This window comes from Streptomyces axinellae (genome assembly GCF_039532135.1).
GTDB classification, from domain to species: domain Bacteria; phylum Actinomycetota; class Actinomycetes; order Streptomycetales; family Streptomycetaceae; genus Streptomyces; species Streptomyces axinellae.
This window is the reverse complement of sequence record NZ_BAAARJ010000021.1, coordinates 96052-121630: the sequence shown is the minus strand read 5'-3', so window position 1 is coordinate 121630 and position 25579 is coordinate 96052. Positions and strand designations below refer to the sequence as shown.

Here is a 25579-nt window from a genome sequence, read left to right as displayed (position 1 = left end):
ACGGCACGGCACGGCACGACCCGCGCGCGCCGGGCCGGACCTGACCGCGCTGCCCCGGCCCGGCCGCGGTCGCGGCCGGCGCGCACGCCCGCACCCATGTGAGTGATACGCCCTGCCAGGTTCCGCTACGCGGGGCCCTGGAGCCGCACCGCGGTGCGAGGCCGCGCCGCCAACTGGCATCCTGGGCGGGCCCCGTATCCCCCACAGCTGATCCAGGGAGCCCGTCTGCCGTGAGCCCGAGCCGCACCGCTTCGCACCAGCCGCCCGTGGGCAAGGCGCCGCTGCATGCCGTCCAGGTGCTGGGCGGTGCCGCCTCCCCGTTCGGCGACGGCGCACCCTCCGCCGGCACGGCGGCCCATGTGCGCTCCCTCGCCGAGGGGCTGGTCGCGCGAGGGGTACGGGTCACGGTCTGCGCCGCCGCCCGGGATTCGGAACTGGGCCACGCCTTCACCGCGGCGGGCGCCCACTTCGCCACCACCGGGGGCCGCACCGAGCGGGAGACGGTCGCCACGCTGCGGGCCGTGTGCGCCGACGCCGACCTCGTACACGCGCACGGGCTGCGCGCCGGACTCCTCGCGTCGATGGCGCTCGGCAGGCGACGGCACGAGGTGCCGCTCGTCGTCACCTGGCACACCGCGCCGCGCGCCGGAGACGAGACGGACCGCGCCACCCGCGCCGAGGCGGCGCGCGAACTGCTGGTCCGGCTGCTCAGGCGGCGGGTGGCGCGTGCCGCCTGTGTCGTCCTGGGCGTCACCACCGACCTGGTGGACGCGGCCCGCCGCAGCGGAGCCCGCGACGCCCGACTCGCCCCCGTCGCCCTCTCCGGCGCCCGCCTGCCGGACAGCGCACACGGGGAAGGCCCGCCCGGCACCCCGGCCGGCCCGTTCGCCCAGTACGCGCCTTGCGCTCCGTTCATGCCGACCGGCGCCGGCGAGTCCGACGAAGGGGAGGAGACGCTGCGGCACAAGGCGCGCGCCGACATCGGCGCCATCGGCCGGCCCCTGCTCATCGCCGTCGGCCGGCTCGACCGCCGCCAGGGCTACGACACCGTGCTCACCGCCTCCCGCGCCTGGCGCCATCTCGATCCCCAGCCGCTGCTCGCCATCGCGGGCGAGGGACCCGAGCGGGCGGCCCTCCAGGAGCGGATCGAACGCGAGGCACTGCCCGTACGGCTGCTCGGCCGCCGCGATGACGCGCTCCGCCTGCTGGCGGGCGCCGACATCGCGCTGCTGGCGGCCCGCTGGCAGGGCCGCCCCCTGCCCGCCCAGGAGGCGCTGCGCACGGGGGTGCCGCTGGTCGCGACGGAGGTCGGCGGCGTGCCCGAACTGGTCGGCGACGCGGCCGTACTGGTGCCCTATGGCGACCCCGACTCCCTCGCGTCGGCTGTCGTCTCCCTGCTGGCCGACCCCGCCCGCCGCGCGGCACTCGCCGCGGCGGGCCGGGCGCGGGCCGCCACCTGGCCCACGGAGGACGACACGGTCGCCCAGGTCCTCAGCGTCTACGACGAGTTCACCGGGGACGACCCCCCTTCGGGCTGACGGCACGGGGACACCCAGACCGGCCCGCTCGCCTCCCGCCGGGCGTCATCTCACGCCGACGCCCGCACCACCAGCCGCGCCTCGGTGATCACAGGAGAGGCCGGCTCCTCGGTCCGAGCCGTCACGCCTCTCCCGCCGTCCGCCGGTACATCGCCGATCTGACGCAGCAGCAGCCGCGCCATGATGCGGCCCATGCCCTCGACGTCCTGCCGCACCGTGGTGAGCGGGGGATCGGCCCAGGAGGCGGATTCCAGGTCGTCGAAGCCGACCACCGCCACGTCCTCGGGGACGCGGCGGCCTGCGGCGCGCAGGGCGCGCAGCGCGCCCACCGCCATCAGGTCGGAGCCGGCGAACACCGCGTCCAGCCCCGGCTCGTGTTCCAGGAGCTGGGCCATCGCGCGTTCGCCGCCCTCGGCGGTGAAGCTTCCGCCGGCCGTCGGGGCCCGGGAGGGGGCGAGCCCCGCCGCCGTGAGCGCGTCCTGGAAGCCGTGCAGGCGGTCCAAGGCCGAGGTCTGATCCAGCGGCCCGGTCAATGCGGCGGGGCGGCGCCGTCCGAGTCCGAGCAGGTGCTCGGTCGCCAGGCGGGCGCCGCCCCTGTTGTCCGCGTCCACGTACAGCAGTCCGGGGTCCTCGGCGGCGCCGGGCCAGCCGGGGCGCCCGCCGAAGACGGTGGGCAGGCCCGCGGCCAGGGCCTGCGCGCCGGGGGGCGGGCCCTGGCCGTGCAGCGAGAACATCAGTACGCCGTCCACATGGCCGCCCGCCAGATACCGGCTGATGCGTTCGTGGTCCTCGGCGCGTTCCTGGAGCATCAGCAGCAGTTGGGTGTCATGGCAGGCCAGCTCCCGGCCGATGCCCCGGAGTTGGCGGGAGAAGAAGGGGTCGGAGAAGACCCGGCTCTCGGGTTCTGCTATGACGACGGCGACGGCTCCGGTGCGCCGGGTGACGAGGCTGCGGGCGGCGAAGTTGGGCGCGTAGCCGAGCGCTTGTACGGAGGCGCGGACGCGTTCGCGTACCTCGGCGCGGACGCCCGGCCCCCCGTTGACCACCCGGGAGACGGTGGCCCTGGAGACGCCCGCGTGGGCGGCGACGGCCTCCAGAGTGGGGCGTGGCGAGCGGTCCGTGGGCACCCGTTCAACTCCTCTTCCTCCGTTATCCCTTGACGCTACCCCTCGACTGTCGGCACTGTGCATGCCGATAATGTGAGAGCGCTCTCAACCCCCCACACCGAGAGGCGCAGCAAAAATGAGACGCACCAAGAGGCCGCCCGGGCACGCCCGGCGCGGGCTTCCCACTCCGCTGTCGGCACTACTGCCGACCGACGCGGCGGGGTCCGACAGGAGTTCGTGCGCGCCGGCTTCGCGTCCCCCACGCGCGGCACCGTGCGCGTCGGGACGAGCCCACGCCGCACCGGGCTCTCCCGCGACCAGGCCCTGGGCCGCCTGCCCGACTTCAGGACTCTCGGCTCCGACCACCGGGGGAACCGTCAAAGCCGGCCGGACGTCCCCGAGTTCGACGTCATCGAGGCCGCTACCCGCCGGCGGACCACCGGCCACAGCCATGTCATTCTGCTCGACCTCCCCACGGGGCGACGCGTTCCGCGACCGCACAGCCGGCCGGGCCACCCCCTCGGACACCGCAAAGCCGGGCGCCTCGCTGCTCGTCGATCATGTCTCTGTTGAAACCACTACAGGAGGTAGTGCCAAGTGAGCCCTATCAGCCGTAGGACCATGCTCCGCAGCGCGGCAGCCGCCGCCGTCGCCGTCCCCGCCGCCGCGTACGTCGCGACCCAGGCGAGCGCCGGCAACTCCCCGAAGACCGCCAACGCGAACGCCGCGGGGCTGTCCTTGAAGATCGTCAACAAGACGGGCGCGTACGAGAGCAACGCGATATTCGTCTACATCGTCGGCAACGACGGCACCCGCCAGTGCCGTGTCACCCCGGAGGGCGAGCTGAAGCCCGTCGAGCTGGGCGACAACGGCGGCGACGGCTTCACCGACTACGCCATCCCGCTCACGGGCGAGGAGACCACGCTCTCCCTGCCGGAGATGTCGGGCCGTATCTATGTCGCGTGCGGCGAGAAGCTGAAGTTCAAGGCGGTGGACGGCGGTCAGGGCGCCGCGCTGGCCTACCCGGCCGCCTGGGTCGAGTCGGACCCGAACTACCCGGTGGTGCACGACTGCGCGGAGTTCACCCACAAGGGCGGCGCCATGTACTGCAACACCACCATGGTGGACATGTTCAGCGTGCCGATGTCCATCCACCTCAAGGGCGCCAAGGACCAGACGACCGGCACCCTCAAGCCCGGGGCCAGGAAGAAGATCTTCGAGCAGGTGCGCGCCGCACCGGGCTTCGGCGACCTGGTCATCGAGGACAAGCGCGTCATCGCGCCCGGACACGGCCTGGGCGCGGGCAAGTTCGACGAGAACCACTTCGGCCCCTACATCGACAAGGTGTGGAGCCTCTACGAGACCAAGGACCTGAAGGTCACCACCAACGCGGGCACCTTCACCGGACGCGTCAGCGGCGGCAAGTTCAACTTCACCGGCCCCGGCTCGGTCTCCTTCGACAAGCCCTCCACCAAGGACATGCTCTTCTGCGACGGGGCACTGGCCGCACCCAACGACGGCACCACCGGCCCGGTCGCCGCGATCCTCGGCGCCGCGCTCAACCGCACCACCCTGGAGGCGATAGCCGAGCAGCCCTCCACCGACCCGGCGCAGTTCTACCAGGGCGACCTCGTGAACCACTACGTCAAGGCCATGCACGAGGCCACCGAGGACGGCAAGGCGTACGGCTTCGCCTTCGACGACGTCGCCGGCTTCGCCTCCTACATCGAGGACAGCGCCCCCACCGAGATGACGCTGACCCTGACGCCCTTCGAGTGAGCCGCCCCGGCTGAGCGCGGCTCAGCACAGGACGGAAGACCCGACGGCACACACGACGGCGCCCGGTGCGACATCGCACCGGGCGCCGTCCCGTTCAGGCCGCGAAGCGGGCGGGCCTCAGACCCCGTAGGCTCCCGAGGCCGTGAGCCGCAGCGCCGTATCGATCAGCGGCACGTGGCTGAACGCCTGCGGGAAGTTGCCGACCTGCCGCTGCCGCTTGGAGTCCCACTCCTCGGCCAGCAGGCCCAGATCGTTGCGGAGCGCCAGCAGCTTCTCGAACAGCTTCCTGGCCTCGTCCACGCGCCCGATCATCGCCAGGTCGTCGGCGAGCCAGAACGAGCAGGCCAGGAAGGCGCCTTCCTCGCCCGCGAGCCCGTCCACGTTCTCCAGCGCCGCGCCGTCCTCGCCCACCTCGCTGCTGGTGGGGTACCGCAGCACGAAGCCGTCCTCGGTGGACAGCTCCCGCTGGATGGCCTCGATGGTGCCGATGACGCGCTTGTCATCGGGCGGCAGGAAACCCATCTGCGGGATCAGCAGCAGGGAGGCATCCAGCTCCTTGGAGCCGTAGGACTGCGTGAAGGTATTCCGTTCCTTGTCGTAGCCCTTTTCGCACACCTCGCGGTGGATCTCCTCGCGCAGATCGCGCCAGCGCTCCAGCGGGCCGTCCACATCCCCGGCCTCGATCAGCTTGACCGTGCGGTCCACGGCCACCCAGGCCATCACCTTCGAGTGCACGAAGTGCCGCCGGGGGCCGCGCACTTCCCAGATGCCCTCGTCCGGCTCGTACCAGTGGTTCTCCAGGTAGCCGATGAGCTTGAGCTGGAGGAGTTGCGCGTAGTCGTTGCGCGCCAGGCCCGTCATGTGCGCCAGGTGCAGGGCCTCGGTGACCTCGCCGTACACGTCGATCTGCAGCTGGTTGGCGGCGCCGTTGCCCACCCGGACCGGCGTGGAGTTCTCGTAGCCGGGCAGCCACGACAACTCCGCCTCGGCCAGCTCGCGTTCGCCCGCGATGCCGTACATGATCTGGAGGTTCTCCGGGTCGCCCGCGACCGCGCGCAGCAGCCACTCCCGCCAGGCCCGCGCCTCCTCCCGGTATCCGGTGCGCAGCAGCGAGGAGAGGGTGATGGCCGCGTCCCGCAGCCAGGTGAAGCGGTAGTCCCAGTTCCGGCCGCCGCCGATCTCCTCGGGCAGCGAGGTGGTGGGCGCCGCCACGATCCCGCCGGTGGGCGCGTAGGTGAGCGCCTTGAGCGTGATCAGCGACCGGACCACGGCCTCCCGGTAGGGGCCGTGGTAGGTGCACATCTCGACCCACTCGCGCCAGAAGTCCTCGGTGGTGCGCAGCGCCTCCTCGGGCTCCGGAAGCTGCGGCGGCTCCCGGTGCGACGCCTGCCAGCTGATGGTCAGCGCCACCCGGTCGCCGGGGCCGACGGTGAAGTCGGAGTAGGTCGTCAGGTCCTTGCCGTGGGTCTCGGCCTCGGTGTCCAGCCAGACCGAGTCGGGTCCGGCGACGGCGACCGTGCGCTGGCCCACCTTGTGCACCCACGGCACGACCCAGCCGTAGGAGAAACGCATCCGCAGCGAGGAGCGCATCCGCACCCGCCCGCTGACCCCCTCCACGATCCGCACCAGCTGAGGTGCGTGATCCTCGCGAGGGGGCATGAAGTCGATGATCCGTACGGTCCCCCTGGGGGTGTCCCATTCGGATTCGAGAACGAGCGATTCCCCCCGGTAGCGGCGGCGGTCGGCGACCGGTGGATCGCCGCCGCCGGCGTGTGCGGGCCCCACCCGCCAGAAGCCGTGCTCCTCGTTACCGAGCAGTCGCGCGAACACCGCGTGGGAGTCGAACCGGGGGAGACATAGCCAGTCGACCGTGCCGTCTCTGCCGACAAGGGCGGCGGTCTGCATATCCCCGATGAGTGCGTAATCCTCGATGCGCCCAGCCACGTGCATCTCCAGTCGAACGAACTGCGGCGACGCCCCCGTGGGACGTGCTGGATGACCTGTGAATTCCTGTACTTCCTGCCTGTCCCAGGCAAGTGTCCGAGCAGGATACGACGCAGCGATCCCTTCCGCCCGACGGTCGGCTGACTCCGGCTGCGCCGATTAGGTGAGGTTCCTTACCGCCCTCACCTGGAGCAACACCGCCATCACCTGGGGTACGCGAAGAGCCCGCGAGGGGCCGCGGGGAGACGGGCAGCAGCAGCCCCCCGAAGGCACTGTTACGCTGGTAGCCCGTGGACCGGTGGGCATGCGGACGCGATGTGTTCGACACGGAAGCCCCCCGAACCGCAGCGATGGCACCACAGGCACGAGAGCCAGGATGCCTCTTCGCACCCCACCAAGCGACCACGGGAGCCCCCTCTTGGCCATGCCGCCTACGTCCATGACGACCAAGCATCTCTTCGTCACCGGGGGTGTCGCCTCCTCGCTCGGCAAGGGGCTCACCGCCTCCAGCCTGGGAGCCCTGCTCAAGGCCAGGGGCCTGCGGGTCACGATGCAGAAGCTCGACCCCTACCTGAACGTCGATCCGGGCACGATGAACCCCTTCCAGCACGGCGAGGTGTTCGTCACCAACGACGGCGCCGAGACCGATCTGGACATCGGCCACTACGAGCGCTTCCTCGACGTCGATCTCGACGGCTCGGCCAACGTCACCACCGGCCAGGTCTACTCCACCGTCATCGCCAAGGAGCGGCGCGGCGAATACCTGGGCGACACCGTGCAGGTCATCCCGCACATCACCAACGAGATCAAGCACCGCGTCCGGCGCATGGCCACCGACGACGTGGACGTCGTCATCACCGAGGTCGGCGGCACCGTCGGCGACATCGAGTCCCTGCCCTTCCTGGAGGCCGTCCGCCAGGTGCGCCACGAGGTGGGCCGCGACAACGTCTTCGTCGTCCACATCTCGCTGCTGCCCTACATCGGCCCCTCCGGCGAGCTGAAGACCAAGCCCACCCAGCACTCGGTCGCCGCGCTGCGCAACATCGGTATCCAGCCGGACGCGATCGTGCTGCGCGCCGACCGCGACGTGCCGGTCTCCATCAAGCGGAAGATCGGGCTGATGTGCGACGTGGACGACGCCGCCGTCGTCGCCTGCAAGGACGCCCGCTCGATCTACGACATCCCCAAGGTCCTGCACACCGAGGGCCTGGACGCCTACGTCGTGCGCAAGCTGGACCTCCCCTTCCGCGATGTGGACTGGACCCAGTGGGACGACCTGCTGCGCCGGGTGCACGAGCCCGATCACGAGGTCACCGTCGCGCTGGTGGGCAAGTACATCGACCTGCCCGACGCCTATCTCTCGGTCACCGAGGCGCTGCGCGCCGGCGGCTTCGCCAACCGGGCCCGGGTCAAGATCAAGTGGGTCACCTCCGACGACTGCCGCACCCCCGAAGGCGCTGAGCGGCAGCTCGGGGACTGCGACGCGGTCTGTGTCCCCGGCGGCTTCGGCGACCGGGGCGTGGACGGCAAGGTCGGAGCCATCACCTTCGCCCGCGAGAACAAGGTCCCGCTGCTGGGCCTGTGCCTGGGCCTCCAGTGCATCGTGATCGAGGGCGCCCGCAACCTGGCGGGCATCAAGGACGCCAACTCCACCGAGTTCGACCCGGCCACCGCGCACCCGGTCATCTCCACCATGGAGGAGCAGCTCGACATCGTCGCCGGTGAAGGCGACATGGGCGGCACGATGCGGCTGGGCATGTACCCGGCCAAGCTCGCCGAGGGCTCCCTGGTGCGCGAGGCGTACGACGGCGAGCCCTACGTGGAAGAGCGCCACCGGCACCGCTACGAGGTCAACAACCACTACCGCACCGAGCTGGAGAAGAACGCCGGGCTCGTCTTCTCCGGCACCTCGCCCGACAACAAGCTGGTCGAGTACGTCGAGTACCCGCGCGAGGTGCACCCCTACCTGGTCGCCACCCAGGCCCACCCCGAGCTGCGCTCCCGCCCGACCCGCCCGCACCCGCTGTTCGCAGGCCTGATCAAGGCGGCCGTCGCGCGCCGCCAGGGGGAGTGACCGGATGTCCACACGTATCTATGACACCCCCGAGGAGTGGCAGGTCACCGCGACCTCGACCCCCTTCCAGGGCAACAAGACCGGGGTCCGCACCGACGATGTGGTGATGCCCGACGGCTCCGTGGCGCGGCGCGACTACCAGACGCACCCCGGCTCGGTCGCCATCCTCGCGCTCGACGACCAGGACCGCGTCCTGGTGCTGAGCCAGTACCGCCACCCGGTGCGCGAGAAGCTGTGGGAGATCCCCGCCGGGCTGCTGGACGTCCCCGGCGAGAACCCGCTGCACGCCGCCCAGCGCGAGCTGTACGAAGAGGCCCACGTGAAGGCCGAGGAGTGGCGCGTTCTCGTCGATGTCTACACCACGCCCGGCGGCAGCGACGAGGCCGTACGGATCTTCCTGGCCCAGCAGCTCTCCGAGGCCGAGGGCGAGCGCTTCGAGGTCTCCGAGGAGGAGGCCGACATGCAGGAGGCCCGCATTCCGCTGGAGGAGCTGGTGCGGGGCGCACTCGCGGGCGAGCTGCACAACAACTGCCTGGTCGTGGGCAGCCTCGCCCTGAACGCCGTCCTGGCCACCGGCGGCGGCACGGGTGCGCTGCGCGCGGCCGACGCCCCGTGGCCCGCGCGCCCGTTCGGCGAGGAGTAGGCCGGCCGGCTCGCGGAAGATCCGCCTCTGTTCTCGCGGAAGACCCGCGCCCCCGTCCGGGTACCGGGCCGGGGTGTCCCGGACGGGCTGGGACCCAGCCCGTCCGGGCCGCGTGCGCATGAGCCGATGTGGTGATTTTCGGCCTGGTCACGGCACGCGTCGCCCCGGGCCGGCGCCACCCGGTGAACTACGCTCGAAGCCTTCGTACGCCCACACGCAGGTGAACGGGAGCGTAGCCCGTGACAGATCAGGCGGTGCAGCCCACAGCAGCGGCGACCGGCCCGCACGCCTTCACGGGCCGCGACCGCGAACTGCGCGCACTGCGCGAGGACATCGCACGCGCGGGCCTGCACACCCTCTCGGGCCACCCCCTCCCGCACAGCCGCGTCCTGCTGATCGCCGGAGCCCCCGGCTCCGGACGCACCGCGCTCGCCGAGGAGTTCGTCCGCGGCATCCGGGACCGGTATCCCGGCGGTGTGCTGCGGGCCCGGCTCACCGACCCGGGCGGGCTGCCCGTCCCCACCGAACGCACCGCCCGTGACCTGCTGGCCGCGCTGGCCGCCCTCGGTACCCCGCCGGACGCCGAACCTCCCCTCGCCCCGCCCCCCGGCGCCGACGAGGAGGACCTCTCCCATGCCGTGCGCACCTGCCTCGCCGGGCGCGGCCCCACCCTGCTCTTCCTGGACGATGTGGCCGATTCCGAGCAGCTGCTCGATCTGCTGCCGGACAGCAGGGACTGCCTGGTCGTCGCGGTGGCCGCGGGCCCGCTGACCGGGGTGCCCGATGTGCTGCCCTGTGCGCTGGGCGGTCTCGACCGGGCCACCTCCGTGGCACTGCTGGCCCGCCGCGCCGGTGCCGCGCCCCGTATCACCGTCGATCCGCGCAGTGCCGAGGCGCTGGCCGAGGCGTGCGGTGACCTGCCGGCCGCGCTCGAACTCATGGGCGGCTGGATGGGGGCCCGCCCCAAGCTCTCGGTGCACGACGCGGGCCGGCGCCTCGCCGCGTGCTCGGATCTGCCGGACCCGCCGGAGCAGTCCGAGCCACCAGGGCCGCCCGGGGAATACGACGAGGCGGACCCTCCCGAGCGGCAGGGCCATCGCAAGCCCCTCAAGGTCAGGACACCGACCCCGCTGCGGCACACCTTCCGGCTGGTCAACGGGTCGCTGTCCGCCTCGTCCGCGCGCATGCTGAGGCTGCTGGCGCTCGCCCCTGCCGGGTTCGCCGACCCGCAGACGGCCTCCGCGCTGGCGGGATGCTCGCTCACGGTGGCCCGCGAGGCGCTGGAGGAGTTCGTCCGGCTGGGCCTGCTGCGCGAGCTGGGCGGGGAATGCTACGAGGTGCCCGGCTGTCTCGACCCGCTGCTGCGCGCGGAGTTGACCGCGCACGAGCGGCCCGGCGAGGCGATGCTGGCCAGAGCGCGGCTGCTGGAGCGCTTGGTACGGCGGCTCCAGGCGTGCCGTGCGGTGTGCGAGCCGCCCGGCTCCGAGGCGCGCGGCCGGATGGCGCGGATGCCCCGAGCGCTGCGCTTCGCCGGGCGGGAGGAGGCCCGCGCCTGGCTGGCGGGGCGGCGCTCCGTACTGCTGGCCGCGGCCCGGATGACGGTGGCCGAGGGTGATGGGGAACTGGACACCCTCGCGCGCCGGCTGGTGTCCGCACTGGCCCGCGCCTTCGACGCGCACCACGAGCCAGCGGAGGCGGCGCCGGAGCTGTACCGGCTGCACGAGCTGATCCTCACGGTCGCCCGGCGTGGCGGGCTGCACCGGGAGAGCGCGACCGCGCTGCTCAACCTCGGCGATCTCGACACGGAAGCGGACCGGCTCGAAGAGGCCCTCGTCCGCTACCGCGGTGCCCTGGACGAGGCCCGCGAGGGCAAGGACGAGGCCGCCACGGCGCGCGCCCTGGAGTCGCTGGCGGGCACCTACGCGGAGCTGTCCGACTGGGCGCGGGCCGCCGACTGGTACGGCAGGGCGCTGGAGCTGCGGCTCACCCGGGACGAGCGCGCGGACCGCGAGGCGGCGGCACGGCTGCACGGCCGTATCGGTGCCGTGCACACGCACGCGAACCAGTGGGAGGAAGCCCTGCGCGCCTGGCGTGCCGCTGCCGCCGCCTTCCGCAGGCTGCGCGAACCGGGGCCCCACGCCCGGGCGCTGGCTGAGGCCGCCCGTGTGCAGGAGTGGGCGGACCACTTGTCCGACGCGCTGCGCACCTATGGCCAGGCGCTGGATGCCGCGCGCGCTGCCGGCGAGGTGCGGCTGGGGGCGGCGCTGCGGTACCGGCTGGCAGGCGTGTGCGAGCGGCTCGGCGATCTGCGCGGAGCCCGCGCGCACCGCGCCGCGGCCGACACAGTGCGCGGGGTCCCGCCGTCCCCCGGCCCGCGGGAGAGCGCGGCGGAGCCCGGACCGGCGGGGCACCTCGCGGGCGCGTACAACACCGCCGACACCGCGCCGTACGACGCGGAGGCGTACGGGGCGTACGACCAGGAGGCCGACGCGGACGCTCACGGCCACGCGCCGCCCCGCATTCCGGCTCCCCCGCACCGGTCGGCGCCCCCACCGGATCCGGAAGGACCGGAAGACGCGGGCCGCGAGAGGGAGCAGCGGGTCGTGGCGCAAGCGGAAGCGGAAGCCGGATCCATCGAATTCGGCGACACCCGGTCCTGAACGCGTCCCTTTCGCTCCAGAGCGCCCCGACCTGTTCACTACAGAGCGTCCGAGCCTGCGAAACACATAGCGATCTCGGAAAAATTCGATGCTTTGTAAGGCTGGACAGCGAAGACTCCTTCATTAGACTGGCGAATGCCGCGGTCTCCCCGGGTGTCTTCGAGCATGCGCGACCCGGCCTCTTCCCCCTTCTGCACCCTGAGTGAAGGACCGTGATCGACGTGAAGGTCGGCATCCCCCGCGAGGTCAAGAACAACGAGTTCCGTGTGGCGATCACCCCTGCCGGGGTGAACGAGCTGGTGCGGAACGGCCACGAGGTGTTCGTGGAGAACGGCGCCGGTGTCGGCTCCTCCATCCCCGACGACGAGTACACCGGCGCCGGGGCCACCCTCCTCGCCACCGCCGACGAGGTCTGGGCCACCGCCGACCTGCTGCTGAAGGTCAAGGAGCCGGTCGCCGAGGAGTACCACCGGCTGCGCAAGGACCAGACGCTCTTCACCTACCTCCACCTGGCCGCCTCCCGCGAGTGCACCGACGCGCTGCTGGAATCCGGCACGACCGCCATCGCCTACGAGACGGTCGAGCAGTCCAACCGCGCGCTGCCGCTGCTGGCCCCGATGTCCGAGGTGGCCGGGCGCATCGCCCCGCAGGTCGGCGCCTACCACCTGATGGCCTCGGCGGGCGGGCGAGGCGTGCTGCCCGGCGGTGTCCCCGGCGTGAACGCGGGCCGCGCCGTGGTCATCGGCGGCGGGGTCTCCGGCTGGAACGCCACCCAGATCGCAGTCGGCCTCGGCTTCCACGTCACGCTGCTGGACAAGGACGTCAACAAGCTCCGCGAGGCCGACCGGATCTTCGGCAACCGGGTGCGGACCGTCACCTCCAACGCCTACGAGCTGGAGCGCGCCGTGCTCGACGCCGACCTGGTCGTCGGCGCCGTGCTGATCCCCGGCGCGAAGGCGCCGAAGCTGGTGAGCAACGAGCTGGTCTCGCGGATGAAGCCGGGAAGTGTTCTTGTCGACATCGCGATCGACCAGGGCGGCTGCTTCGAGGACTCGCGTCCCACCACGCACGCGGAGCCGACCTTCCGTGTCCACGATTCGGTCTTCTACTGCGTCGCCAACATGCCCGGCGCGGTGCCCAACACCTCGACGCACGCGCTGACCAACGCGACGCTTCCCTACATCGTCGAGCTGGCCAACCGCGGCTGGCGCGAGGCGCTGCGCAGGGACGCGGCGCTGGCCAGGGGCCTCAACACCCACGGGGGCGAGGTCACTTACGGGCCGGTGGCCGAGGCCCACGGCCTCGCCGCGCGCGACCTCACCGAGCTGCTGGGCTGAGTCGGAACGGGCGTCACGGGGTCAACCCGTGACGTCAACGTCGGCAACGTCACGTCACCGGCCGGACCTTGGCGGAAGGGTCCGGCCGGTGATGTCGTCGTGTCGCCACGCGTGGCTCTCAACTCGCCGCTAACGTAACCGTCTAACCTTTTTGCGCGCCCCGGAACCCGCTTCGAGAACACTCGCGGCCTCTTGACATACAGGTGCTCGGTTACCGACACATCGTGCCGTCTCCGGCGGATTGTGTTGCTGCGGACCGCCGACACGCCATAGAGTCGCCAACCGTCGGCATGGTGCCACGCTGACCTGTCTAGAAATTTCCTGGTCACCAAGGAGGTAGGACGACTTGTGAACGAGTCGACATTTTCTCCCGGGGGTGGTCAACCAGGAGCGCCTGTACGAGGCCAGGGGTCCTCAGGTCCCACATGGTCCGAGGGTGTCGGCTCCGTCGCTGTCCGCACCTTCGCAGCCCACCAGACTCCGACTCCCCGCATGACAGCCCACCAGAGCATGGACGGCCACCACGTGAACGCCACGGCCGGGGACGCTACGAACGGTCAGTCCGCCGAGCGTTTCGCCGACTACAGTGATCCTCAATACGACCCCAACTACGGCGAGCTGCCGGAGGGGCACTTCTACGACCCGGACGCGGAGTACGAACCCGATCCGGAGTATGCCGCGACCCTCGCGCCCGACGCGGCCCGTCAGCGCCGCGAGCGCATCGGCCCCACGGGCCGGCCCCTGCCGTACTTCCCGATCCCCGGCCCCGTCAACGAGCACGGCCCGGCGAAGATCATCGCGATGTGCAACCAGAAGGGCGGGGTCGGCAAGACGACTTCGACCATCAACCTGGGCGCCGCGCTCGCGGAGTACGGACGCCGCGTGCTGCTCGTCGACTTCGACCCGCAGGGCGCCCTCTCGGTCGGCCTCGGGGTCAACCCGATGGAGCTGGACCTGACCGTCTACAACCTCCTGATGGAGCGCGGTCTCGCGCCCGATGAGGTGCTGCTGAAGACGGCCGTGGCGGGCATGGACCTGCTGCCCAGCAATATCGACCTGTCGGCGGCCGAGGTGCAGCTCGTCAGCGAGGTCGCCCGCGAGTCGACACTCCAGCGCGCCTTGGGCCCGCTGCTGAACGACTACGACTTCATCGTGATCGACTGCCAGCCCTCGCTCGGCCTGCTCACCGTCAACGCGCTCACCGCGGCGCACAAGGTGATCGTTCCGCTGGAGTGCGAGTTCTTCGCGCTGCGCGGGGTCGCGCTGCTCACCGAGACGATCGAGAAGGTCCAGGAGCGGCTCAACCCCCAGCTGGAGCTGGACGGGATCCTCGCGACGATGTACGACTCGCGCACCGTGCACAGCAGAGAAGTGCTCGCGCGCGTCGTGGAGGCGTTCGACGACAACGTCTACCACACGGTCATCGGACGCACCGTCCGCTTCCCGGAGACCACGGTGGCGGGCGAGCCGATCACGACGTACGCCTCCAACTCGGTCGGCGCCGCCGCTTATCGCCAGCTCGCCAGGGAGGTGCTCGCCCGGTGCCACGCCGAGTGAGTCTGCCGGCAGCCGACGAACTGTTCCGTACGACCGGGGGATCCGCCGTGCAGCCGTCGGCTCCCCAGCAGGGGGCGCCCGCGCAAGGCGGCCAGCTGAACGGCGAGAGCGCACCGTCCGTGCCGGCCCCGGCCCAGGCGCCTGCGCCGAAGGTTCCGGCGCCCGCCTCCGAACCCGAGCCCGGCTCCGGGCACTCCGGTCATCCGGAGCGCCCGGCGGACGACAAGAACGAGGACGGGGCCGCAGCGGGCAATGGCGGCGAGCACGCCGGGCGCGAACGCCGGGCGGCGCCGGGCGAGCAGCCCACAGCGCCCCAGCAGCGCGACCAGAGCGGTCAAGGCGGCCAGCAGGAGCGCACCGAGCGCACCGCGCAGCGCGGCTCCGCCAAGGGGCGCCAGGCGACGGCGGCTTCGTCGTCCGCCGCGTCGTCGAGACGCGGGGGCCGCGCGGCCAACCGGCGCCCCAGCGGGCGCGAGCGCCACGACGAGAAGATCACGGTCTATGTCTCCGCCGAGGAGCTGATGGACCTGGAGCACGCGCGGCTCGTGCTGCGCGGTGAGCACGGGCTCGCCGTGGACAGAGGGCGCATCGTGCGGGAGGCGGTCGCCGTGGTGCTGGCCGATCTGGAGTCGCGCGGTGACGCGAGCATTCTCGTACGGCGGTTGCGCGGGCGCTGAGGGGCTTGCCAGTACGCTGCCTGCGATGCCCAGTCCTGACGACACACTCGCGCACCGGGGCTCCCGCCGCACGCTGGGGCGGGGGCCCGGCGTCGTTTCCACGAACGAGACAGCCGGTGCGGCCGATGCCGGCGACGCAGTTGATGTGGGCGACGCAGCCGACGCGGCCAAGGGGGGCGAGGAGGCCGACAGGCGCGACGAGGCGGCCGGGACGCCCGCAGAACCCGCACCACCCGCACGTGTTGAGCCCCCGGAGCCCGAACAGCCCGTAGCGGCCGGGCAGGACGGCCCGGAGGATGAAGCGGACGAAAGCGGCGGGGAGCCCGAAGAGGCCGACGACGGGCGCTTCCGGGTCGTGCTCGACAACTTCGAGGGCCCCTTCGACCTCCTCCTCCAGCTCATCTCCAAGCACAAGCTGGATGTCACCGAGGTGGCGCTCTCCAAGGTCACCGACGAGTTCATGGCGCACATCCGCGCCATGGGACCCGCCTGGGACCTCGACCAGACGACCGAATTCCTCGTCGTCGCCGCCACGTTGCTCGACCTGAAGGCCGCCCGGCTGCTGCCGCAGGCCGAAGTGGAGGACGAGGCGGACCTGGCACTGCTGGAGGCCAGGGACCTGCTGTTCGCGCGGCTGTTGCAGTACCGCGCCTACAAGGAGATCGCGAACATCTTCGCGGGGCGCCTGGAAGCGGAATCGCGCCGGTACCCGCGTACCGTCGGGCTGGAGCCGCACCATGCCGAACTGCTGCCCGAGGTGGCGCTCAGCATCGGCCTGGAGGGCTTCGCCAAGCTCGCGGTCAAGGCGATGCGGCCCAAACCCAAGCCGCAGGTCTACGTCGAGCACATCCACGCCCCGCTCGTCAGCGTCCGCGAACAGGCCGAGATCGTGGTGACCCGGCTGCGCGAGCACGGCGAGGCCACCTTCCAGGAACTGACGGCCGACGCCCCCGACACCCTCACCGTCGTCGCCCGCTTTCTGGCGCTGCTGGAGCTGTACCGGGAGCGGGCTGTGGGGCTGGAGCAGGACGAGGCGCTGGGTGTGTTGCTCGTCACGTGGAGCGGGGCGGCGGGCACCGAACCGCTGGTGACCGACGAGTTCGACCAGGAGCCGGGGGAGCCCAGGGATGAGTGAGAGCCACGTGAGCGACGTGAACCAGGCGGACCACGTGAATCAGGTGAACCACGTGACAGACGTGACCGGCACCGACCGCGTGACCGACGACACCTACGAGGTGCAGGAGGCCGTCGCCGAGGCGCCGCCCGTGGAGCGCGGTGCTCCGGCGGAAGCCGCACCGGAAACGGGGCCCGAGGGCGGGGCGGAGCAGGGGCCCGAGGCCGGGGCCGGGTCGCCCGCCGGGGCCTCGGGCGTCGCGGAACTGGAGCTGAAACCGGCCCTGGAGGCCGTCTTGATGGTCGTGGACGAGCCCGCCACATCCGAGCACCTGGCCAAGGTGCTGGAGCGGCGGCCCCGCGAGGTTTCCGACGCGCTGCGCGAGCTGGCCGACGAGTACACCGCGCAGCGCCGCGGCTTCGAGCTGCGGCTGGTGGCCGGGGGCTGGCGCTTCTACACCCGGGCCGACTACGCGGACGCGGTCGAGCGCTTCGTGCTGGACGGCCAGCAGGCGCGGCTGACCCAGGCGGCGCTGGAGACCCTCGCGGTCGTCGCGTACCGGCAGCCGGTCAGCCGTTCGCGGGTCTCGGCCGTACGCGGCGTGAACTGCGACGGCGTCATGCGCACCCTGCTCCAGCGCGGACTGGTGGAGGAGGCGGGCACGGAACCCGAGACAGGTGCGATCCTTTACAGGACGACGCATTACTTCCTGGAGCGGATGGGCCTGCGCGGCCTGGACGAGCTCCCGGAGCTGGCACCCTTCCTTCCGGAGGCGGCAGCCGTCGAGGGGGAGACTCAGGAGAGCATGCCGTCGTTCGACGTAGACGACCTTTCCAGCGACTCCCAGACGGAACATTGATGCGAAGCAGCGGCAGGAACACCGGCGGAAACCGCAACGGCAAGCAGGGCGGCGGCCAGAGCGGCGGCGCCCAGGGAGGCCGCGGACAAGGAGCCCGCGGCGGCTCCCGGGGGCAGGGGGCACAGAAGGGGCGCCGCGGGACCGGCGCGCCCCGTCCCGAGGAGCGCCGCTACAACCAGCCGGGCGGCGGCGCGGGCGGCGGTCAGGGCGGCCAGGGCAGGAGCCGGAGCGGCGGCAGGACCACGGGAGCCGGCTCTTCCGGATCCTCCGCCGGCGCCAAGCCCAGGACCGGCGGCAAGCCGGGCACCGGACGCCCCGGTGCGGGCAAGCCCGGCACTGGCAAGCCCGGCACTGGCAAGCCCGGTGCGGGCAAACCCGGCGCTGGCAAGCCCGGTGCGGGCAAGTCCGGGGCCGGCAAGGGCGGCCCCAGGGGCGGCGGCAACGTGCGCAAGGACGTGACCAAGAGCGGTGCCCCCAAGGCCCGCTCCCGCAACGCCTCGGCGCCCGCGCGTCCCCGCGAGTACGAGGCGCAGATCGAGGAGCGCAACCGGGCACGGCACACCAAGCCGCCGGTCAAGCTCCCCAAGACGTTCGGCGAGGTGGAGGGCGAGCGCCTCCAGAAGGTGCTGGCCCGGGCCGGCATGGGCTCGCGGCGCGCGTGCGAGGATCTGGTCGAGCAGGCCAGGGTCGAGGTCAACGGCGAAGTCGTCCTCGAACAGGGCCTGCGGGTGGACCCCACCAAGGACGAGATCAAGGTCGATGGGCTGACGATCGCCGCCCAGTCCTACGTCTTCTTCGCGCTCAACAAGCCCGCCGGCGTCGTGGCCTCCATGGAGGACCCGGAGGGCCGCCAGTGCCTGGGCGACTACGTCCAGAACCGGGAGACCCGGCTCTTCCACGTGGGCCGCCTCGACACCGAGACCGAGGGCCTCATCCTGCTCACCAACCACGGTGAGGTGGCCCACCGCCTCACCCACCCCCGCTACGGCGTGACCAAGACCTACCTGGCCGCCATCCAGGGCCCGCTGCCGCGCGATCTCGGCAAGCGGCTGAAGGACGGCATCCGGCTGGAGGACGGGTACGCGCGGGCCGACCACTTCAAGGTCGTGGAGAACACCGGCAAGAACTACCTGGTCGAGGTCACGCTGCACGAGGGGCGCAAGCACATCGTGCGCCGCATGCTCGCCGAGGCGGGCTTCCCGGTCGAGAAGCTGGTGCGCACCCGCTTCGGGCCCATCGCCCTGGGCGACCAGAAGTCCGGCTGGCTGCGCCGTATGACCAACACGGAGGTCGGCATGCTGATGAACGAGGTCGGGCTGTAGGACCGGGCGGCGGCCGGTCGCCCGGGCGTGGTCGGCGGGGGGAGCGGCCGGGCGGCCCGGTGGACCCGGGCCGCGCCCTCGGGTCAGGGCCGTACGGGACGGGGCCGGGTCAGGACCATACGGCCAGGGCCAGCGCTCTGCCCTCGTGGTCGCGTTCGACCTCCAGCATGCCCGCGACGGCCGAGCGGTTGATGCGGCCGTAGATCTGCGGCGTGGGCTCCCAGCGCAGCCGGGCGTCCAGCCGGTGCTCGTCGATCATCAGCGTCATGACGGGCCCCACGGTCTCCCGGAAGCGGGTGTCGGCGACGGCCAGGGCCTGTGACTCCTCGGCCGTGCACGGGATGAAGCCGCCCTCCGCCAGCACACGCGGCGCGTACGGGCGGTCGGGGGCCAGCAGCCAGTCGTCGAGCGGGACCACATGGAAGATCATGTCTCCCTTGTACCGTCTCACTGGGCGGGCGGCCCGCACATCCGCGCGCACGCGGTACCTACCCTGGCACGGCACACAGACGGGCCCCGGGCCGGGCGGCACGGGCCCGGCCGGGAGCGAGACGAGAGGGGTCCGGGGTCCGCAGCGGGACCTGCCGGACGGCGGCGCGGCCCACGGCGGCGCGGAGGGGAGTGACAGATGGCGGGACGAGCGGTACGCGCGGTCCGGGGAGCCGTCCAGCTGGACCGGGACGAGGCGGAGCACATGAGCGAGCGGGTCGGAGAGCTGCTCACCACGGTGCTGGAGCGCAACGCGCTCTCCACCGAGGACCTCATCAGTATCTGGTTCACGGCCACCCCCGACCTGCACAGCGACTTTCCCGCGGCGGCGGCCCGCAAGCTGGGCATCGTGGACGTCCCGCTGATCTGCGCCCAGGAACTCCAGATCGCGGGCGCGATGCCGCGGGTGGTCCGTATCCTGGCTCACACAGAGACCGAGCTGCCCAGGTCGGCCGTCAACCACGTCTACCTCGGCGCAGCCGCCGCACTCCGCAAGGACATCGCCCAGTAATGCGTACAGCCCTCGTGATCGGCACGGGACTCATCGGTACCTCCGCCGCGCTCGCCCTCTCGGCGCGCGGCGTCCGGGTCCACCTGGCCGACAGCGACCACGAGCAGGCCCGCACAGCGGCCTCGCTCGGCGCGGGGATCGAGGGGGAGCCCGCGGAAGCCGTCGATCTGGCGATCGTCGCGGTGCCCCCGGCCCACGTCGCCGCCACCGTCTGCGACGTCCAGCGGCGGGGCCTGGCCCGGGGCGTCATCGATGTGGGCAGCGTCAAGGGCGGCCCGCGCCGCGAGGTCACCGAGCACGGCGGGGACCTGACCACCTACCTGGGCAGCCACCCCATGTCCGGCCGGGAGCAGTCGGGCCCGCTGGCGGCCACCGCCGACCTCTTCGAGGGCAGGCCGTGGGTGCTCACCCCCACTCCGGGCACCGACACGGAGGTGCTGAACCTCGCACTGGAGCTGGTCTCGCTGTGCGGGGCCGTGCCCGTGGTCATGGACGCCGACGACCACGACCGGGCGGTCGCGCTCGTCTCGCACACTCCGCAACTGCTCTCCAGCCTGGTCGCCGCCCGGCTGGAGGACGCCGCCGAGACGGACGTACGGCTGTGCGGTCAGGGTGTGCGCGACGTGACCCGGATCGCGGGCTCCGACCCGGCGATGTGGGTGGACATCCTCTCCGCGAACCCCGGCCCGGTCGCCGAGATCCTCGCGCAGGTGGCCGCCGACCTGGAGAACACCGTGCGGTCGCTGCGCGAGCTGGACTCGGCCGAGGAGACCCAGCGCATCTCGGGCGCCGAGGGTGTCGAGGCTCTGCTGCGCCGGGGCAACGCGGGCCGGGCCCGCGTCCCGGGCAAGCACGGCCAGGCGCCCACCGCCTACCAGACGGTGATCGTGCTGATCAGCGACCAGCCTGGGGAGCTGGCGCGGATCTTCGCGGACGCCGGAGCCGCCGGGGTCAACATCGAGGACGTCCGTATCGAGCACGCCACCGGCCAGCAGGCCGGCTATGTGCAGCTCAATGTGGTGCCCGGCGCGGTGCGGCCTCTGGAGAAGGCGCTGCGCGAGAGCGGCTGGTCGCTGCGCCGGCAGTAGGGCAGGACGGGGCCCGGTGGGGAGCCGGTAGCCTTGTGCGGGAGTCCTGCTCGCCGTGGCCCCCGTTCCCACGCGCCGTGCTCCGAGAACCCAGAGCTTCACGAAAGGTGCCCACCACCGTGTCTGCAACCCCGGCAGCAGTGATTGTCGCCATCGACGGCCCCTCCGGCACGGGCAAGTCCAGCACCTCCAAGGCCGTCGCGGCCCGCCTGGGACTGCGCTATCTCGACACCGGCGCCCAGTACCGGGCGATGACCTGGTGGATGCTGAACAACGGCATCGACGTGAGCGACCCGTCCGAGATCGCCGCCGCGGCGGACAAGCCCGCGATCGTCTCCGGCACGGACCCGCAGGCACCCGGCATCTCGGCGGACGGCGCCGACGCCTCGGTGCCCATCCGCTCCCAGGAGGTCACGGCCGCCGTCAGCGCCGTCAGCGCGGTGCCCGAGGTCCGCACCCGCATCACCGACCTGCAGCGCACCATCGCCGCCGGGACGCAGGAGCCCGGGGACGCGGGGACCGGCATCGTCGTCGAGGGCCGCGACATCGGCACCACCGTGCTGCCCGACGCCGACTTGAAGGTCTTCCTCACCGCCTCGCCCGAGGCCCGCGCCGCCCGCCGCAGCGGAGAGCTGAAGTCGGCCGACGGCAAGGCCCACGCCGATCTGGCCGCCACCCAGCAGGCGCTTGCCGCGCGGGACAAGGCCGACTCCAGCCGGAAGACCTCGCCCCTGAAGAAGGCCGGCGACGCCGTCGAGGTGGACACCACCGAGCTGACCTTGGAGCAGGTCATCGAGTGCGTGGTCACCCTCGTCGAGAAGGCGTCGGCGGACAAGGCCGGGCGGATGGAGAAGGCTGCCAGGTGACAGATTCCGACTCCGTCCCCGGCGAGCGGGGAGCCGCCGTCGGGCGCCGTATCGGCATCGGGCTGATGTACGGCATGTGGAAGCCCCGCGTGCTGGGCGCCTGGCGGATGCCGCCGAGCGGCCCCGTCATCCTCGCGGTCAACCACTCGCACAACATCGACGGACCCATGCTGATGGGCACGGCGCCCCGGCCGGTGCACTTCCTGATCAAGCAGGAGGCGTTCATCGGCCCGCTGGACCCCTTCCTGCGCGGCATCGGCCAGCTCAAGGTCGATCGCAGTTCCGCCGACCGCATGGCCATAGGCAACGCGCTGGGCGTGCTGAAGCGCGGCGGAGTGCTCGGCATCTTCCCCGAAGGCACACGCGGCGAGGGCGACTTCGCCTCCCTGCGCGCGGGCCTGGCCTACTTCGCGCTCCGCTCGGGCGCCCCCGTCGTACCCGTCGCGGTGCTGGGCAGCGCGGAGCGCGCCGGCCGGGCGATCCGGGCGCTGCCGCCGCTGCGCAGCAGGATCGACGTGGTCTTCGGCGACCCCTTCTCCGTCGGCGACGGCAGCGGGCGCCGCACCAGGAAGGCACTGGACGAGGCGACGACCCAGCTCCAGGAACGGCTCACCGGGCATCTGACCGAGGCCAGGCGGCTCACGGGCAGGCCCACCACCGGTGCGGGCGCCGAGAGCGGCTGAGCGGCTGAACCGGCCGCCGCGACCGGCGATCCGGGGCACCGCCCCCTCGGGCGGCGCCGGACCGAGGCCGCATCCACCCAGACCTGAACGCAGAATGACAGGACGAGACGTCATGAACGACCAGATGCACCCCGCCGACGAAGGCCACGAGCACGGGCACGGTGAGCTGGGTGACGCCGAGTTCGCCGAGTTCATGGAGCTGGCGGCGGAAGAAGGCTTCGACCCGGAGGAGGTGGAGGGCGCGCTCGGCGCGGCCGGGCACGGCCCGCTGCCCGTCCTCGCCGTCGTCGGCCGCCCGAATGTCGGCAAGTCGACGCTGGTGAACCGCATCATCGGCCGCCGCGAAGCCGTCGTCGAGGACCGTCCCGGGGTCACCCGGGACCGGGTCACCTACGAGGCCGAGTGGGCGGGCCGCCGCTTCAAGCTCGTGGACACCGGGGGCTGGGAACAGGACGTGCTCGGCATCGACGCGTCCGTCGCGGCCCAGGCGGAGTTCGCCGTGGAGGCGGCCGACGCCGTCGTCTTCGTCGTGGACGCCACCGTCGGCGCGACCGACACCGACGAGGCCGTCGTCAAGCTGCTGCGCCGCGCGGGCAAGCCCGTGGTGCTGTGTGCCAACAAGGTGGACGGCCCCTCCGGCGAGGCCGACGCCGCCTACCTGTGGTCGCTCGGCCTCGGCGAGCCCCATCCCGTCTCGGCGCTGCACGGGCGCGGCACGGGCGACATGCTGGACGAGGTGCTCAAGGCCCTCCCCGAGGCGCCGGAGCAGTCCTTCGGCACCGTGCTCGGCGGCCCCCGCCGGGTCGCGCTCATCGGCCGCCCCAACGTCGGCAAGTCCTCGCTGCTCAACAAGGTGGCGGGCGAGGACCGCGTCGTGGTGGACGAGACGGCGGGCACCACCCGCGACCCCGTCGACGAGCTGATCGAACTGGGCGGCAGGACCTGGAAGTTCGTCGATACGGCGGGCATCAGGCGCCGCGTGCACATGACCGAGGGCGCCGACTACTACGCCTCGCTGCGCACGGCAGCCGCGCTGGAGAAGGCCGAGGTCGCGGTGGTGCTGGTCGATGTGAGCGAGTCGATCAGCGTGCAGGACATGCGCATCATCACGATGGCCGTCGAATCGGGCCGCGCGGTGGTGCTGGCCTACAACAAGTGGGACACGCTGGATGAGGAGCGCCGCTTCTACCTGGAGCGGGAGATCGAACGGGACCTCGTACAGGTGCGGTGGGCTCCTCGGGTCAACGTCTCGGCGCGCACCGGGCGGCACATGGAGAAGCTCGTCCCCGCGATCGAGACCGCGCTGGCGGGCTGGGAGACGCGGGTGCCCACGGGGAAGCTGAACTCCTTCCTCGGCGAGATCGTCGCCTCCCACCCGCACCCGGTACGGGGCGGCAAGCAGCCGCGCATCCTCTTCGGTACCCAGGCGGGCACCAAGCCGCCCCGGTTCGTGCTGTTCGCCTCGGGCTTCCTGGAGGCCGGGTACCGCCGCTTCGTGGAGCGGCGGCTGCGCGAGGAGTTCGGGTTCGAGGGCACCCCGGTCCAGATCTCGGTGCGGGTGCGGGAGAAGCGCGGCCGTAAGAAGTAGGCGCCGCGGGAGACGGCGCCGCGCGGAGCTCCGGCTCAGTGGTGGCCGTTGCGCGGGGCCGGGGGGAGGGCGGGGACGTGCCACGAGGAGGTGTGCCAGGAGGCGGCCGACGGCTCGTGGCCGCCCCAGGCCCCCGTCCCCGTGCCGTGTACCGTGCCGAACCCCTCGAAGCGCAGCTCCTCTTCCCCGGAACGGTCGCCGGGCAGGGCCTTGAAGAGCCGGCGCCACTCCGCGTAGAGGGAGTCGTAGATCGGGGTGCCCGAACCGTCCGGTGAGGCGCCACGCGGGTGCCGCATACCGGGGATCTGGCCCTGGTTGAGGTGGATGTTCTGGGCGCGGAGTGGTTCGTAAGGCTGCACGACTGCCCAACGAACGGGCGGCGCGGCGGATGCGGTTCCATGCGTCGAATGTCCCGTTCGCACAGTCCGCGTGGTTTGGCCCGCCGCGCTTCCCGCCCCCCCCGTCCGGTCTCCGGCCGGCGACAGCGCCTCCCGCGACAGTGCCTCGCCACCGCCCGTGCCCGGCGGCGCCGCCGTACCGCCGCTGGCCTCACCTCGGAGCCAGTGGGGCTCAGGTGCCGGTGAGCGGCATCGTGGCGGCCACCAGTACGCTGCCGGCCGCCGCCTTCTCCAGGGCCTCGCGCAGCAGGTCCTCGCGGGGCTGCTGGCCGATGGATCCGGCGGGTGCCGCGTAGACCAGCACCTTGTGGCTCTTGGCCGCCGCCGTGCGCCAGCCGTCCGTGACCGCGAGGGGCTGGTGGGCCTGCCACCACGCGGCGGGCTGCGCTCCGGGGTTGGCCGGGGGCTGGAGGATGGCGTGCAGCTGTCCCATGGCCAGCAGCACCGACCATCCGGCGATCGGCGAGGGGCGGCATGCCACGTCCGTGACCGGCAGGAAGCCCTGCTCGATCAGCAGCGCCAGGAATTCGTCACCGGGTCCGTCGGAGCCGGGGCGCGCGATGGGGCCCGTGGGCTCGACGACGATGGCCGGGTGCAGGGTGCCCTCGATGAGGACCTGGCCGCAGGTGACTCCCAGGACCGCCTGGCGCGGCCCGGTTTCGTGGGCGGCGGGGGCGGGGGGCGCGGCGGGTGCGCCGTGCGGCGGGGGAGCGATCGGCGTGGCCGGCGTCAGGGACGGGGCGGCGGAGGGCGCCGGAACCTGGGCGGCTCCATTCGCTTCGTTCCCTCCGGCTGCTCCGTTCCCGCCCTGCCCTCCGTTCGCTTCGTTTGCCGCGATGGTGCGTACGGCTCCCTGGAGTTGCTCCTCGGAGACGGTCACGACCTGGGAGGGGATGCAGGTGGCATGGGCGAAGGCGAGAACGGCTGTCTCCTCGCCGACGAACAGCACGGTGCTGGTGCGCTCCTGGCTGGTGTGGCCCGGGGTGCGACAGGAGGTGCAGTCGTAGTTTCCCGGGGCGTTCTCTCCGGCGAGCAGTCTGTCGGCTTCTGCTTCACCGATCTCGGCGCGTACGGCGTCGCTGACATCGAGCATGGGGGACACGGAGGCTCCTGGCTTTCGGTTCCTGTTCGTGTGGACAACGGAAGATCTGTGGTGACGGTCACGCGTTCACGGCTGTGAGGTCCCCGGGCCGGACGCAGACGGTCACATAACAGGCCGAACAGCTCACGCTCCGTCAATAAACAGAGGGGGCACGCGAGTTCGACCGGTGAGGCCGCTCACATGCCGCGGCATGAGCGAGGAGATACGTCCCTGTTTTGCCCGCTATAGGGGGTGTCCCGAAATC

General features: G+C 72.2%; 21 protein-coding genes. 16 read left to right on the top strand and 5 right to left on the bottom strand.

What is annotated here, in order from left to right; translation table 11 throughout:
• Positions 1-230 precede the first annotated feature (230 nt).
• On the top strand, positions 231-1538 hold the full coding sequence (locus ABD339_RS27615) for a glycosyltransferase family 4 protein (RefSeq protein WP_344569757.1): 1308 nt from the start codon (positions 231-233) through the stop codon (positions 1536-1538).
• Between the two features lie 50 nt (positions 1539-1588).
• On the opposite strand, the gene ABD339_RS27610 is transcribed toward ABD339_RS27615, so the two are convergent.
• Positions 1589-2665 (bottom strand): LacI family DNA-binding transcriptional regulator, encoded by a 1077-nt coding sequence (locus ABD339_RS27610; RefSeq protein ID WP_344569755.1) that lies wholly within the window; start codon positions 2663-2665, stop codon positions 1589-1591.
• Positions 2666-3265: 600 nt separating this feature from the next.
• On the opposite strand from ABD339_RS27610, the gene ABD339_RS27605 reads away from it, so the two are divergent.
• Entirely contained in the window at positions 3266-4423 is a 1158-nt protein-coding gene (locus tag ABD339_RS27605) for a beta-1,3-glucanase family protein (protein ID WP_344569801.1), read from the top strand.
• Between the two features lie 117 nt (positions 4424-4540).
• On the opposite strand, the gene ABD339_RS27600 is transcribed toward ABD339_RS27605, so the two are convergent.
• A complete protein-coding gene (locus ABD339_RS27600) occupies positions 4541-6373 on the bottom strand; it encodes a glycoside hydrolase family 15 protein (RefSeq protein WP_344569754.1) in 1833 nt (610 codons plus the stop codon).
• A gap of 418 nt (positions 6374-6791) precedes the next feature.
• Here ABD339_RS27600 and pyrG point away from each other — a divergent pair, with 418 nt between their 5' ends.
• The 9 genes from pyrG to ABD339_RS27555 all read left to right on the top strand — a co-directional run bounded on the left by pyrG (position 6792) and on the right by ABD339_RS27555 (position 18610).
• Positions 6792-8441 carry a CTP synthase gene (gene pyrG / locus ABD339_RS27595; RefSeq protein ID WP_344569752.1) on the top strand — a complete coding sequence of 550 codons (1650 nt, stop codon included), beginning with the start codon at positions 6792-6794 and terminating at the stop codon, positions 8439-8441.
• A 4-nt stretch (positions 8442-8445) separates the two neighbouring features.
• Positions 8446-9084 carry an NUDIX domain-containing protein gene (locus tag ABD339_RS27590; RefSeq protein WP_344569751.1) on the top strand — a complete coding sequence of 213 codons (639 nt, stop codon included), beginning with the start codon at positions 8446-8448 and terminating at the stop codon, positions 9082-9084.
• Positions 9085-9323: 239 nt separating this feature from the next.
• The gene (locus tag ABD339_RS27585) at positions 9324-11744 is read left to right on the top strand and encodes a tetratricopeptide repeat protein (RefSeq protein WP_344569749.1); all 2421 of its coding nucleotides are present in this window, start codon (positions 9324-9326) and stop codon (positions 11742-11744) included.
• A gap of 221 nt (positions 11745-11965) precedes the next feature.
• Positions 11966-13081, top strand: a complete 1116-nt coding sequence (gene ald / locus ABD339_RS27580; protein ID WP_344569799.1) for an alanine dehydrogenase — start codon at positions 11966-11968, stop codon at positions 13079-13081.
• A 492-nt stretch (positions 13082-13573) separates the two neighbouring features.
• A complete protein-coding gene (locus ABD339_RS27575) occupies positions 13574-14638 on the top strand; it encodes a ParA family protein (protein WP_344569747.1) in 1065 nt (354 codons plus the stop codon).
• On the top strand, positions 14635-15315 hold the full coding sequence (locus ABD339_RS27570) for a hypothetical protein (protein WP_344569745.1): 681 nt from the start codon (positions 14635-14637) through the stop codon (positions 15313-15315). The genes ABD339_RS27575 and ABD339_RS27570 overlap by 4 nt, the downstream gene beginning before the upstream one ends.
• A gap of 25 nt (positions 15316-15340) precedes the next feature.
• Positions 15341-16450, top strand: a complete 1110-nt coding sequence (locus ABD339_RS27565; protein WP_344569743.1) for a segregation and condensation protein A — start codon at positions 15341-15343, stop codon at positions 16448-16450.
• On the top strand, positions 16443-17288 hold the full coding sequence (scpB, locus tag ABD339_RS27560) for an SMC-Scp complex subunit ScpB (RefSeq protein ID WP_425576115.1): 846 nt from the start codon (positions 16443-16445) through the stop codon (positions 17286-17288). Before ABD339_RS27565 ends, scpB begins: the two co-directional genes overlap by 8 nt.
• Positions 17288-18610 carry a pseudouridine synthase gene (locus tag ABD339_RS27555; protein WP_344569741.1) on the top strand — a complete coding sequence of 441 codons (1323 nt, stop codon included), beginning with the start codon at positions 17288-17290 and terminating at the stop codon, positions 18608-18610. Before scpB ends, ABD339_RS27555 begins: the two co-directional genes overlap by 1 nt.
• Positions 18611-18719: 109 nt before the next feature.
• On the opposite strand, the gene ABD339_RS27550 is transcribed toward ABD339_RS27555, so the two are convergent.
• The gene (locus ABD339_RS27550) at positions 18720-19040 is read right to left on the bottom strand and encodes a DUF952 domain-containing protein (protein WP_344569737.1); all 321 of its coding nucleotides are present in this window, start codon (positions 19038-19040) and stop codon (positions 18720-18722) included.
• 198 nt (positions 19041-19238) lie between these two features.
• Between ABD339_RS27550 and aroH the strand changes: the two genes are divergently transcribed.
• From aroH to der, 5 genes are all read left to right on the top strand, one after another.
• Positions 19239-19610 (top strand): chorismate mutase, encoded by a 372-nt coding sequence (aroH, locus tag ABD339_RS27545; protein WP_344569736.1) that lies wholly within the window; start codon positions 19239-19241, stop codon positions 19608-19610.
• On the top strand, positions 19610-20698 hold the full coding sequence (locus ABD339_RS27540; protein ID WP_344569735.1) for a prephenate dehydrogenase: 1089 nt from the start codon (positions 19610-19612) through the stop codon (positions 20696-20698). Before aroH ends, ABD339_RS27540 begins: the two co-directional genes overlap by 1 nt.
• A 119-nt stretch (positions 20699-20817) precedes the next feature.
• A complete protein-coding gene (cmk, locus tag ABD339_RS27535) occupies positions 20818-21564 on the top strand; it encodes a (d)CMP kinase (protein ID WP_344569733.1) in 747 nt (248 codons plus the stop codon).
• On the top strand, positions 21561-22247 hold the full coding sequence (locus tag ABD339_RS27530) for a lysophospholipid acyltransferase family protein (protein WP_344569731.1): 687 nt from the start codon (positions 21561-21563) through the stop codon (positions 22245-22247). Before cmk ends, ABD339_RS27530 begins: the two co-directional genes overlap by 4 nt.
• A gap of 112 nt (positions 22248-22359) precedes the next feature.
• Positions 22360-23835 carry a ribosome biogenesis GTPase Der gene (gene der, locus ABD339_RS27525; RefSeq protein ID WP_344569730.1) on the top strand — a complete coding sequence of 492 codons (1476 nt, stop codon included), beginning with the start codon at positions 22360-22362 and terminating at the stop codon, positions 23833-23835.
• Positions 23836-23870: 35 nt separating this feature from the next.
• Here the strand turns inward: der and ABD339_RS27520 are convergent, their stop codons facing one another.
• Both ABD339_RS27520 and ABD339_RS27515 read right to left on the bottom strand, forming a co-directional pair.
• A complete protein-coding gene (locus tag ABD339_RS27520) occupies positions 23871-24131 on the bottom strand; it encodes a hypothetical protein (RefSeq protein ID WP_425576118.1) in 261 nt (86 codons plus the stop codon).
• A gap of 274 nt (positions 24132-24405) precedes the next feature.
• A complete protein-coding gene (locus ABD339_RS27515) occupies positions 24406-25326 on the bottom strand; it encodes a hypothetical protein (RefSeq protein WP_344569797.1) in 921 nt (306 codons plus the stop codon).
• Positions 25327-25579: the final 253 nt, after the last annotated feature.